Consider the following 12,094-nt stretch of genomic DNA (forward strand, 5'->3'; position numbering starts at 1 on the left):
TAGAGGGGTATTGGCTAGAATGACATGGAACCATTCTAGCCCTTCATGAAATTAACCGAAGTTACGAATCATACGACGTACATTTGTTTTAGCATCAATGACTGTCATAAACGTATATGCCCCAATAAATTTACGACTAATAAACATAAATTCTTTGGGAGGGACAGAGAAATAACGTGATGCCATCGATTTACTTGCTTGCTGCATAACACGGCTATGTAACTGGCTTTTCTTCCAGTCATAACGTTCATGTTCATCCATTAGACCAGCAGGCATATCTGGATTATTTGATGGGGTGCTAAATGCTTCTGTCGCTAATAGAAAAACATCGGCCATACCTGGCTTAATGCTTTCCGGCATTGCATCAAAAAATTCATAACCAGTCATGGCTTGTATCATTAATTGTTTATCATGTTGATAACCTGCCTGAATTAGATTGCGGGCAACCGATAATAAGTGGTTATCAAACTGACGGATAGCACCAAAGTCTAATAATACAATCTTATCCTGAACATCTTGACCATTACCTAAACGGACAAGGTAGTTACCGAAGTTAGGATCGGTTTGCATTTCGCCCCATTCAAAAATTTCACGAACAGCAATTTCTAATGAAGCTTCACCAAGCTGATTACGACGCTCTTGAGGCAAAGACAACATAACAGGGCTATTGATTGGAACACCGCGTTCGAAAGTCATGCAGAGTACTTGGTTGGTACAATACTCATCTACAATTGTAGGAACAATATAACGCTCGTCATCTTTTAAGCGTTCACCAAAGCGACGAGTAGTGGCAGCTTCAACATCATAGTCAACTTCACGATGCATCATTTCACGCACTTCATCAAACCACTGATCAAATTCACGGGTTTGTGGCACCATACGTGTCAGTTTAAGCATGTTTTTAAACAAGCTCATATCTGAATCAATTGCGTTCGCAACACCTGGATATTGAATTTTTAGAACTAATTCCAAGCCATCTGATTTACGTGTTGCACGGTGAACTTGTGCTAAAGAGGCGGTACCAATTGGTTCATGATCAATCGTTAAATCATTTAACTTAGCGCCCAGTTGTTCTTGTAGATGTGGCTTAATTGCAGGCCAATCTAAAGCAACAGTTTGGTTATTTAGGGTATTTAATGCTTGTGTAATTTCTTCTGGTAAAAAATGTTCACCATAAAGGGCCATCATTTGCCCGATTTTAACAATAGAACCCTTAAGTTTGCCTATTTCAGAAACCAGATAATTAGCTTGTTCGCTCAACGCTTTTTTACGTTTCTTTTCTTTTTCTTCCTCATTAGAAAATATAGAAGAAGCACTTGCAGTTGCCCAACGTGTTCCTGCAAGTAAAGAAGCTTTCGCGATTGATAAGCGTCGATCCATGGAAGAAGTTTTTAAACTCTTAAGCTTATCTTTCTGATTTGACATGAAAATAGAATCCTATGCGCATCATGCAGCCAAACGCTGTGATCTAAAATTGTAACGAATATTACATGTTTTGAGCGTATTAAAATAGTTCTCTCAGACTGAATGATAGGTCGAAATTCCATACTTTATTGCTTTTAGCTTGAAATAGCCTAAGCAATATTCGGAATTTAGAATTCAAACCAATTCAGAAGATTGAGTTAAGTTAAAAGGGTTGTAGACATAAACAATAGATTACATTTTAAATTGAATCTTTAATTCAGATTTCTGCATTAAATGAAGGCGATTATTCTGAATATGTTGCAATAACATCTGCTTGACTGAATCATGCATGAAACCGAATGCATGGGCTTTTACAATAATAATGCTAGGCAAGGTGTAGAAAAAATACTTCACATCCTCAAGAGTTGCCTCATTAAAAATACCTTGTTCAATTAACGTCTGCTGTAAAAACTGTTTTTCGTTTAATACAGAATCTGAAGATTCATCCCAAAAACGGTGACGCATAGCCATCAGATTGTTGTGTTTATAACTCATAAAATTGTCAGCTCAGACTTCAAATCTAAATAAAATATATGGAGTCGAGCAGCGAATATCAAGTTGAGATTATTTTTTCTTCAGTTGCTGATTGAATTTTTATGTAACTCTTGTAAATAGCCTAAGCAAATTTAAAATTTTTTTAAAAAAAACTATAATCCAAACAATTTCATCTATAACACTACTTATCATGACTCCTGCATGCAGATTGTTAAAAAGTAATAAAATTGAATTTTCAATTCATGAATATGAACATGATTCAAATGCCAAAAGTTTTGGATTAGAAGCAGCCGAAAAATTAGATTTGGATGTAAAAGAAGTATTTAAGACTCTAATGGTAAGTGACGATAAGAATTATTTTGTTGCTGTCTTGCCGGTTAATCACCAATTAAATTTAAAAAAAGTAGCTACGGCGTTTGGATGTAAAAAATTACAGATGGCTAATCCTAAAGATGCTGAACGTTTAACGGGATATTTGGTAGGAGGAATTAGCCCTTTAGGCCAAAAGAAACGTTTAAAAACTGTCATTGATGCATCAGCACAAAACTTTAGCAAAATTTATGTAAGTGGCGGAAAAAGAGGGCTGGATATTGGTTTAAATCCTAAAGATTTAGCACAGCTTTTAAATGCTCAATTTGTTGATGTGCTTGATCAGTAAGAAAAGTTTAGAGGAAGACTCTAAGAACTAATCATTATTTTTATCTACAAATAGCTCATTGCAGATACTTCTTCATTTTTCAAAAAAGAGATAAGCATAAATAATTGCAAAAAAGCTTGAACTATTAAATGAAAATGATTATCATTATTGTTAATGGCGATGTAGTCCTAGTCCCGATAAGGGGGAGGAGATTGATTGTAATATAAAGCTCACCTTCTAAGTTTATGCTCATTTTCTAATGAAAATTAGAGTTATACCAGAAGCTCAAACAAGAAGAACAGCAAAAGGCGAGTTGATATCTGGTATGTGACACCTGCGAGACATTATAAAAATATGCGGGTTCAAGCAGCGGTAAATGGAACTAAGAAAAATAAATACTATCAGCGCAACAAAAAGAATAAACCAAGAGTAGCAAGCGAGGATGGCTTGCTACTCTTGCATTTAAAGTTAGCTTCATACTTATTTATATTGTTCAACCTTTTTAGAGTTTTAACTCTGCTCAGTAACAGATCACTTATATTTTTGATTAAAAAATAACCACTAGTGTTTCATTTATTAACATCCTGCCTTTTTAACCAATTTTTTGTATACCCTGAATAAAACATGATCAAAAAAAGAGGTAAAAGCGTGCTTATTTTTCATGGAAAACCTGTTCATGGAGCAATTTTTGATATGGATGGGACAATGTTTGATACTGAGAGGTTGCGGTTTCAAACATTGCAACAAGCATCTCAAGAACTCATGGGACAGGAATTTTCACACGAATATTTAATGCAATGTTTAGGTTTAAGTGCAACTACTGCTGAACAATTAGCTCAACGTTTGTATGGTGTGAATATTCCATATAAAGAGATACGAAAAAGAGCCGATGAGATGGAGCTTGAACATATACGAAAACACGGCGTTCCTATCAAAAAAGGTTTGGTTCAAGTTTTAGAACGTTTAAGAAAATCAGGTTTAAGAATGGCTGTGGCTACTTCAAGTCGTAGAGCAATTGCCGAAGAATATTTAATTAATGCAAATGTTTATAAATTTTTTGATGTAATTACTTGTGGGGATGAAGTACAAAATGGAAAGCCTCATCCTGAAATATTTCTAAAAGCAGCAAGTCAGCTTCATTTAGATGCTAACCAATGTTTAATGTTTGAAGATTCTGAAAATGGTTTAACGTCAGCTCACTCATCGAAAGGTCTAACAATTTTATTAAAAGATATTAAAGAACCAAATGATGAAATGTTGGCAAAAGCCGATTTTTATTACGATCAGATGTATGACTTCTTAACAGATCTCGACCAATTTATTCCTGTTATGGATATGCCACAAGGACAAGAGTCTTTTCCGCAAAGCCTAAATCAACTTACCGTTGGCATACACGGTTTTGGTGCTATTGGCGGCGGATATATAGCGCAAATCTTGTCACACTGGGATGGATACACAAAACCAAGACGTATTATTGCCTCTACACGTAATAGTCTATTCCGTGAAGCTGTAAATGCGTTTGGAACTTATAGCATTCGCTATGGACAGTTTTCTTATGATGAACGCATTGAAAATATGACAATTGTTGATTCTGACAATGAACAGCAAATGTTAGAGATGTATACCCATTCAAGTTTGATTGCACTATGTTTGCCTGAACAAGCTATTGAAGTTGAGTCAAAAACGATTGCAAAAGGTTTATACGCTCGTTTTAACTCGGCACTCGAAACATGTATAGAACCTTTAACTTTTTTAATTATTTTAAATAAAGTTGGCGCAAAATATTTGGTGATGAAGCATCTTAGAGAAGCGCTTTTAGAACTAACTAATGATGAGGACGTGACGGAGCATATTTTAAAAGAACATTACTTTTGCGACACCGTTGTAAACCGTATGGTTTCAAAATTGTCTAATCAAAATCTATATCGTCAGCTTCGTATTAAGCATCATTTTCTTGAACAGCATTTATCTGATGTGGAACATGAAGAGCAGGTCGAAATTGAAGATTGCAATAAACTGACCCAAGATCAGCAAAATCAGGCATCTTTATATGTAGATAATATGCGTCGTAATTTTCAGCCAGGACATATATTACAAAGCATGGATCTAATCTTGTTCCATAGCGAAACTGATATGCCAATTTATGTAGAAAAAGGTAGCCCTTTACTCGAAAAATTGCGCCAAGTTGTGTTGGTTGAGCAGATTACAGATATTCAATTAATCAAAAATCGACTGTGGAACGGCGTACACGCGATGCTTGCTTGGTATGCATCTTTACTAGGTTATGATTCTATTGGTGTTGCCATGGGCGATAGCTCTGTTAAAGCATTTGCAGAGAATTTAATTACAGAAGTAAAGCAAGGACTTGCAATCGTATTACCTAACTATGCAAAAGATCTAGATCGACTCGCTCAGAGTTTTCTAGATTCATGTGAATATGCATTTAAAGATCCATGTCAGCGTGTTGCGCGAGATCCGCTACGTAAACTGGGCCACAATGAACGGGTAATAGCATCAATTGTGGTGAATATTAGCCATGATTTACCCTATAAAAACTTATTAAAAGGTGCTGCTTTAGGTTATGCCTATGCAATTCAATTTTTAGAAATTGATGCGATTAAACATTTGCAGCAACAAATTCAGAACTTGGACATGAGTACAGTTCAGAAAAGACAGCTGGAAGTTGAGTTGACACAATTAATTCAATATTTATTTTCTGAACAAGGTAAGCAACCTTTGAACATGAATATTATTAACTCCAAAACTACACATACTCAATATGCTTAAATTCGTTCAATGAATTAAGACTCTACAACTAAAAGGCAAACATGCTTTAATACAAAAATTGAATCATTTTGAATTAAAGCTGTGTTGCTAAAACCTTCGACATCCATGGTGCCAACATCTATACGGGATTATCCGGAATGGCATCTTGGGCGTCAAAATTATGCTTTATGGTATCTGGAAATTAATGATCAAAAATTAGTTGATTATTTAGATAGATTGCGCAGGCATTTTTCAGATTTTTTGTTAGAACCCAATAGCCGCCAATATCATGTCACATTGTTTATATGTGGTTTTTTGACTGATGAATCTAAACTTTATAAAGATGATTTTAGTTTTAGTGAGTTTGAGCAACAGAGAGAAATTTTAAGAAAAGAGGATTTTGCTCCATTTCATTTAAAAATTGGAGCAGTTGATAGTTTTAGTAGTGCTTTATTTGTAGAAATTCAAGATGCCGGAAATATCTTATCTCTAATACGACAAAAGCTAGGCATGGTTTCTAATGAAATTGCGGCTTTAGATTATTGCCCACACATTACCCTAGGTCTATATAGAGAAAATTATAATAGTGATTTGATTTTACAAAAAATTTCTGAATTACCTGTACAATATAAACATGCTGAATTTGAACTTAAAATTGAGCATTTGACGTTTGGTTATTACCAGGTTCAAACTTTACAAGGTAAGTTATATCCATATCAGCATTTATTTTTAGGTGATTCATGTTGCAACTAATTTTGGGTGGTGCTCGTTCTGGTAAAAGTCGATTGGCTGAACAAACGGCAATATCTATGCAATTAGCTGTGACTTATGTCGCGACTGCGCAAGCGCTTGATTCAGAAATGCAAAGCCGAATTGCACACCATCAAAATCAGCGTCCTGCTCACTGGTCTTTGGTTGAAGAGCCATTATTTTTGGCAAAAACTTTGCAAAAAATTGATCGACCTAATCAAATCATTCTGGTGGATTGTTTAACGCTCTGGCTAACGAATTTGTTACTTTTAGATGATCAAAACGTTCAAGAGTTTGAGTGTGAGCAGCTGTTAAAAGTTTTACCTAAGCTTCAATCAGAAATTATTTTAGTCAGTAATGAAACTGGTCTGGGTGTTGTGCCGTTAGGCGAGATTAGCCGTCGTTTTGTAGATGAAGCAGGAAGACTGCATCAAGCTTTAGGACAAATTGCAGATAAGGTTGTGTTTTGTGTGGCTGGTTTTCCAATGATTTTAAAAGGTGAGAAATAAAATGAACTGGTGGTTAGAATCTGTACAGCAACCTAATCTGGAAGCAAAACAACATGCTGAGCAACATCAACTCCAACTCACTAAGCCTACAGGTGCATTAGGTGATTTAGAGCAGATTGCAATTACACTTGCCAGTTTACAGTCCAACGCTCATCCTCAAGTTAACTATCCGTGGATCACAGTTTTTGCAGGCGATCATGGCGTGGTTGAAGAAAATATCTCTGCATATCCTCAAGCTGTCACACGCCAAATGTTGCAAAACTTCACAACTGGTGGTGCAGCAATTAGTGTAATTGCTAAATATCATCAAGCTCATTTGCAAGTCATTGATTGTGGCACAGTAGGCGAAGCATACGAATATGTCGGTGTTGAACGTCATTGTATTCGTGCTGGGACGGCAAATTTTGCCAAACAAGTGGCAATGAATGCTGAAGAATGTCGTGCTGCTTTAGAATTGGGGAAAAAGAGCGTAGATACAGCTAAAGCCGACGGCGCAGATATTTATATTGCGGGTGAAATGGGAATTGGAAATACCTGTTCTGCTTCTGCCTTAGCATGTCTTTTATTAAATGATACGGCTGAGCAATTAACTGGTGTTGGTACAGGAATTGGTGCCGATCAGTTAAGACATAAAATTGAAGTGATTGAACAGGCAATAGAGCGTCACTACCAACATGTGATTGGGGATGCGTTTAAAACCCTAAGTGCTGTAGGCGGCTTGGAAATTGCGGCGATAACCGGTGCTTACATTCGATGTGCTCAAATTGGCTTACCTGTAATTGTGGATGGCTTTATTAGTTCGGTAGCTGCTTTATGTGCAGTACGAATGAATCCTAAAGTGCGTGACTGGATGTTATTTGGTCATCAATCAGCGGAATATGGCCACCATCGCATTTTGCAAGAACTCAATGCTGAGCCAATTTTAAAGATGAATTTGCGTTTAGGTGAAGGTAGTGGAGCAGCAGCTGCTTTGGCATTAGTTAAAATGGCATGTGTATTACACAACCAAATGGCTACCTTTTCTCAAGCTGCTGTAAGTGGAGACAAAATTGAGTAAATTGAAAATTGATTTACTCAGACATGGAGAAAGTCAGTTTAGCCATACTTTACGTGGCCATTTAGATGATGACCTAACACCAAAAGGTTGGCAGCAAATGCAGTCAACCATTGAGCAAGACACAAACCAGATATGGGATGTCATTGTAAGTTCTTCGTTAAAACGCTGTGCATGTTTTGCAGAGCAACTTGCTAAAACAACTGAACTGCCTTTGCTTTTAAATCATGATTTAAAAGAAATGTTCTTTGGAGACTGGGAAGGCATTTCAACTCAGCAAATTTATGAAACTTCACCAGAATTACTAGCAAATTTTTGGCAAAAACCGAGTCAATATTGCCCGCCTGGGGCAGAAACATTAATGCAATTTCAAATGCGAGTCCTGAAAGGTTTTCAAGATTTGCTTGAAAATATGCAAAAACAAAACTGGCAACATGCTTTAGTTGTTACCCATGGCGGTGTCATTAAGCTATTGGCTTGTTTAGCCAAGCAACAACCTTTAGATGACTTACTTAAAATGCCAGCGGAGCTTGGGAAATTATATTCCCTCGAATTTTCTGAAATGGATGGTCAATTAACTTTTATGCTGAGATAGCAAATTTATATTTTTATACACTTGTAAGTTATTATTTTTATAAAGATATTTGACGTTATGTAATCGTACTGTCATTGCTAAAAATTATGCTATGGGCATTTCTTATTAATCACTTATCAGACTTATGAATATTTTATTTAAAACGACGATGCTTGCTTCGTCATTGCTGCTTGTAGCTTGTAATAATAATGACGATCAAGATGATCAACCAACGACACCACCTACAATCCAATCAAAGTATTATCAAACCAAAACGCCTTACCAACCACAACAAGATTTAAAAAGCTATGAACAGGCACCAAATGGGTTCCAGCCAGTTTTTACAGAATTAGTTGCACGTCATGGTTCAAGAGGTTTATCAAGCCTCAAATATGATTTAGCACTTTATAATTTATGGAAGCAGGCAAAAGCAGAAAATGCCTTAACGCCGTTAGGTGAGCAATTAGGTGCTGACCTAGAGGCCATGATGAAAGCCAATATTCTGTTAGGTTACGGTGTTGAGGGAATTCGCCAGTTTGGTTATGGAAACGAAACTATGACGGGCATTTTAGAACATCGTGGTATTGCAGATCGATTATTACAACGCTTACCAAATCTTTTAAATCCGCAAGCCTCCATATCAGTACAAAGTTCAGGTGTCGATCGTGCGGTAGATAGTGCTAAATTTTTTACGGCTGAATTAATTAAACAACAATCGCAGCTCAAAGATAAAATTGTTCCAGTCTCTTATACCAATTTGTCGAGTGAAAGCGTTCCAAGTGTTGAAGATGGCGGGGTAGATCGTTTTAAACTTTATTTCCATAGCTTGAATGCAGATGAAGACTTAACACAGCCACTCAGTGCTAGTCAGCAGAAAATTTATGATGCAAGTCAGGCCTATCAAGATTTTGAAGAAAATAATAATGATTTAGCCCAAAAGTTAGATGAGTTATCAAAAAATACCCAAGCTGAAAAAACTGCTCAGACTGTACTCAACCCGATTTTTAAAGCAGACTTTATTAAAAAATTGGGTACAGCGGGTTATAGCTTTAGTAATACAGGGTCTTTTACCGTAACTTCGCCGAAAGGTGAGCAAATTACGGAAAAAGGTAAGGGTAAAAACACTATCGCTAGTGCAGTTGATGCAGCAGCTTATGTGTATGAGCTCTATTCGATTTCTGGTGGTATGAAAGATGAGCTAAAAGGTATCGATTTTGATAAGTATATGCCTGTTGAAGCCGCAGAATTCTATGCTGAATTTAATGATGCCAATGATTTTTACGAAAAAGGCCCAAGTTTCACAGAGTCAAATCTGGTCACGAGTGAAATTGCACAAGGCTTAAAACAAGATATGTTCCAACAAGTTGATGCTGTTGTGAATAAAGCCCAACCTTACAAAGCGGTTTTACGTTTTGCCCATGCTGAAATTATTATTCCTCTGGCCACCAGCCTAGACTTACATAATATGATGCAGCCTTTACCACTTCGCCAGACGTATAATTACTCAACCAGCTCATGGCGTGGAGAATTGGTTTCACCTATGGCTGCTAATTTACAGTGGGATATTTATCAAAATAGCCAAGGCAATACTTTGGTAAAAATGCTTTATAACGAAAAAGAAACTTTGTTTAAGTCTGCATGTAACTATGCGCGCTATAGCCCAACCAGTTTCTACTATGACTACATAAAATTGAAACAGTGCTATCAAATACAATAGATTTTCAGTTTTCTGAAGTCTTTAATGGGAATAGGGATTGCTATTCCCATTTTTATTTCTTCATAATTCAAACTGTTTTTTAAATATAGATCAGTTAGAGATTTGGACATGACACCATTTTGGATCGCATTGCAATTTTTAACTGTTCTGCCGATCGAGTTAAAAACAATGCCTACGGCGCAACAAAATGGTCGAGCTATTTTGTTTTATCCATTGGTTGGACTCATTATTGGTGGCATCCTTTTTTTTATTACATGTTTGTTCGCAAAATTACCAATTCTTCTACTTGCCGCCATCATAATGACTTTATGGATTTGGCTAACAGGCGGTTTGCATTTAGATGGGCTGGCAGATACGGCAGATGCGTGGGTAGGTGGTTTTGGAGACAAGTTACGTACTTTACAAATTATGAAGGATCCAAGTTGTGGCCCAATTGGAGTACTGAGTTTAGTTCTTATATGTCTGCTTAAGTTCGCACTGGTCTATGTACTGATTGAACAACATCAAACGCTATTTTTAATATTGCTTCCTGCACTTGGGCGCCTTGTGCCATCAATTTTGTTTTTAACTACGCCATATGTTCGAGAAAAAGGTTTAGGCCGTTCTCTGACTGATCATTTACCCAAAACAGCGTCTTGGTTAATAACTGGGTTAGTTTTGCTGCTACCTTTATATTGGAGATGGCAAGGTCTAATCGCCGTGATTGGCTTTTTAATGAGCCTTGTTTATTTAAGACATCTGTTTATAAAACGTATTGATGGTATTACAGGGGACACTGTAGGGGCTGCGATTGAGCTTAGCGAAACTGTGCTGCTTTTTGCTTTTATCGTAAGCTATTTTTATTTATAAATAATAAAACTTTTAAACACTATTCCGGCTTATCTAGAAATTTCATTAAAATAAAAAGCCCTCAAAAATGAGGGCTTAATCGATATTCTTAAAAAGATGAATTAACGATTTGGTAAAACGTCTTTTAAAGCATCATGCATTTCAAGTAATGTTTTTTCAGTGGTTTCCCAGTCAATACAGCCATCAGTCACTGATTTACCATATTCTAGGTCACAAAGGTTTTCAGGAATATCTTGGCGGCCGCCTTTTAAGTGACTTTCAACCATAAGACCAACAATTGACTTATTACCATCTAAAATTTGTTCAGTAATATTTTTAAGAACAAGTGGCTGTAAGTACGGGTCTTTATTTGAGTTCGCGTGACTCGCATCAATCATGATTTTATTGCTAACTTTTGCTTTCGCTAAAGCATTTTCTGCTTCTTCAACAGAGCCAGCATCATAGTTAGGCTTACCATTACCACCACGTAATACAACGTGTGCATAAGGGTTACCATTTGTATTAATAATTGAAACTTGACCGTCTTCGTTAAGGCCTAAGAAGCTATGACCATATTTAACAGACTGCATGGCATTGGTGGCAACAGTTAAACCGCCGTCTGTACCATTTTTAAAACCAACTGGTGATGATAGACCAGAAGACATTTCACGGTGAGTTTGGCTCTCGGTTGTACGTGCACCAATTGCAGACCATGAAATTAAGTCTTGGTAGTATTGTGGAGAGTTAGGGTCAAGTGCTTCAGTTGCACATGGCAAACCTTTTTCATTTAACTCAAGCAAGAGTTTACGACCAATACGTAAACCTTTTTCGATGTTAAATGAGTCATTCATATCAGGGTCATTGATTAGACCTTTCCAACCAATTGTCGTACGTGGTTTTTCAAAATAAACACGCATAACTAAATACAATGAATCTTTAACTTTTTCGCTTAGCACTTTTAAGCGATCGGCATATTCGTGAGCAGCTTTCGGGTCGTGAATAGAGCAAGGACCAATAACGACAAACAAACGTTTATCTGAACCATCTAAGATATTACGAATAGTTTCGCGACCTTTTAGAACGGTTTGTGAAGCAACATCAGATAAAGGCAACTCTGATTTAAGCTCAGCTGGTGTTACAAGAGTTTGAATGCTTTTAATATTAACGTCGTCGATATCGGGCTTGGAAACGGATTTTGAATTTGTATTCATTGCTGTCACTGGTTCGATCATACTAAAGGTTGTTTTGTGTACTGAATATACCATGAAATAATTATGAAAATCCTACATCTCATGGTATT

The 12,094-nt window shown here is 36.6% G+C and carries 11 protein-coding genes; 8 read left to right on the forward strand and 3 right to left on the reverse strand.

What is annotated here, in order from left to right; translation table 11 throughout:
• Positions 1-51: 51 nt before the first annotated feature.
• Together ACPF64_RS12725 and ACPF64_RS12730 are read right to left on the reverse strand one after the other, a co-directional pair.
• The gene (locus tag ACPF64_RS12725) at positions 52-1,425 is read right to left on the reverse strand and encodes an ABC1 kinase family protein (protein ID WP_307009960.1); all 1,374 of its coding nucleotides are present in this window, start codon (positions 1,423-1,425) and stop codon (positions 52-54) included.
• A 231-nt stretch (positions 1,426-1,656) separates the two neighbouring features.
• A complete protein-coding gene (locus ACPF64_RS12730) occupies positions 1,657-1,959 on the reverse strand; it encodes a hypothetical protein (RefSeq protein WP_005040994.1) in 303 nt (100 codons plus the stop codon).
• Between the two features lie 190 nt (positions 1,960-2,149).
• Between ACPF64_RS12730 and ybaK the strand changes: the two genes are divergently transcribed.
• The 8 genes from ybaK to ACPF64_RS12770 all read left to right on the forward strand — a co-directional run bounded on the left by ybaK (position 2,150) and on the right by ACPF64_RS12770 (position 10,815).
• Positions 2,150-2,617 carry a Cys-tRNA(Pro) deacylase gene (gene ybaK / locus ACPF64_RS12735; RefSeq protein WP_004642683.1) on the forward strand — a complete coding sequence of 156 codons (468 nt, stop codon included), beginning with the start codon at positions 2,150-2,152 and terminating at the stop codon, positions 2,615-2,617.
• 627 nt (positions 2,618-3,244) lie between these two features.
• Positions 3,245-5,383, forward strand: a complete 2,139-nt coding sequence (gene mtlD, locus ACPF64_RS12740; protein ID WP_426453650.1) for a bifunctional mannitol-1-phosphate dehydrogenase/phosphatase — start codon at positions 3,245-3,247, stop codon at positions 5,381-5,383.
• A gap of 105 nt (positions 5,384-5,488) precedes the next feature.
• Positions 5,489-6,115, forward strand: a complete 627-nt coding sequence (locus tag ACPF64_RS12745; protein WP_426453652.1) for a 2'-5' RNA ligase family protein — start codon at positions 5,489-5,491, stop codon at positions 6,113-6,115.
• Positions 6,103-6,621, forward strand: coding sequence for a bifunctional adenosylcobinamide kinase/adenosylcobinamide-phosphate guanylyltransferase (cobU, locus tag ACPF64_RS12750; RefSeq protein WP_426453654.1), 519 nt, complete (start codon positions 6,103-6,105; stop codon positions 6,619-6,621). The genes ACPF64_RS12745 and cobU overlap by 13 nt, the downstream gene beginning before the upstream one ends.
• A gap of 1 nt (position 6,622) precedes the next feature.
• On the forward strand, positions 6,623-7,678 hold the full coding sequence (gene cobT, locus ACPF64_RS12755; RefSeq protein ID WP_426453656.1) for a nicotinate-nucleotide--dimethylbenzimidazole phosphoribosyltransferase: 1,056 nt from the start codon (positions 6,623-6,625) through the stop codon (positions 7,676-7,678).
• The gene (locus tag ACPF64_RS12760) at positions 7,671-8,270 is read left to right on the forward strand and encodes a histidine phosphatase family protein (protein WP_426453658.1); all 600 of its coding nucleotides are present in this window, start codon (positions 7,671-7,673) and stop codon (positions 8,268-8,270) included. Before cobT ends, ACPF64_RS12760 begins: the two co-directional genes overlap by 8 nt.
• 124 nt (positions 8,271-8,394) lie before the next feature.
• Positions 8,395-9,966, forward strand: coding sequence for a histidine phosphatase family protein (locus ACPF64_RS12765; protein WP_426453660.1), 1,572 nt, complete (start codon positions 8,395-8,397; stop codon positions 9,964-9,966).
• 108 nt (positions 9,967-10,074) lie between these two features.
• Positions 10,075-10,815, forward strand: coding sequence for an adenosylcobinamide-GDP ribazoletransferase (locus tag ACPF64_RS12770; protein WP_426453662.1), 741 nt, complete (start codon positions 10,075-10,077; stop codon positions 10,813-10,815).
• A 101-nt stretch (positions 10,816-10,916) separates the two neighbouring features.
• On the opposite strand, the gene ACPF64_RS12775 is transcribed toward ACPF64_RS12770, so the two are convergent.
• The gene (locus ACPF64_RS12775) at positions 10,917-12,005 is read right to left on the reverse strand and encodes a 3-deoxy-7-phosphoheptulonate synthase (RefSeq protein ID WP_426453664.1); all 1,089 of its coding nucleotides are present in this window, start codon (positions 12,003-12,005) and stop codon (positions 10,917-10,919) included.
• Positions 12,006-12,094: the final 89 nt, after the last annotated feature.

It is taken from the genome of Acinetobacter sp. KB005, assembly GCF_049949095.1.
GTDB classification, from domain to species: Bacteria; Pseudomonadota; Gammaproteobacteria; order Pseudomonadales; family Moraxellaceae; genus Acinetobacter; species Acinetobacter calcoaceticus.

Bases quoted from the DNA above. Each gene is read 5' to 3' on its own strand.
- ACPF64_RS12725 (WP_307009960.1), bottom strand. From the start codon at position 1,425: ATGTCAAATCAGAAAGATAAGCTTAAGAGTTTAAAAACTTCTTCCATG.
- ACPF64_RS12730 (WP_005040994.1), bottom strand. From the start codon at position 1,959: ATGAGTTATAAACACAACAATCTGATGGCTATGCGTCACCGTTTTTGG.
- ybaK (WP_004642683.1), top strand. From the start codon at position 2,150: ATGACTCCTGCATGCAGATTGTTAAAAAGTAATAAAATTGAATTTTCA.
- ACPF64_RS12745 (WP_426453652.1), top strand. From the start codon at position 5,489: ATGGTGCCAACATCTATACGGGATTATCCGGAATGGCATCTTGGGCGT.
- cobU (WP_426453654.1), top strand. From the start codon at position 6,103: ATGTTGCAACTAATTTTGGGTGGTGCTCGTTCTGGTAAAAGTCGATTG.
- cobT (WP_426453656.1), top strand. From the start codon at position 6,623: ATGAACTGGTGGTTAGAATCTGTACAGCAACCTAATCTGGAAGCAAAA.
- ACPF64_RS12765 (WP_426453660.1), top strand. From the start codon at position 8,395: ATGAATATTTTATTTAAAACGACGATGCTTGCTTCGTCATTGCTGCTT.
- ACPF64_RS12770 (WP_426453662.1), top strand. From the start codon at position 10,075: ATGACACCATTTTGGATCGCATTGCAATTTTTAACTGTTCTGCCGATC.
- ACPF64_RS12775 (WP_426453664.1), bottom strand. From the start codon at position 12,005: ATGAATACAAATTCAAAATCCGTTTCCAAGCCCGATATCGACGACGTT.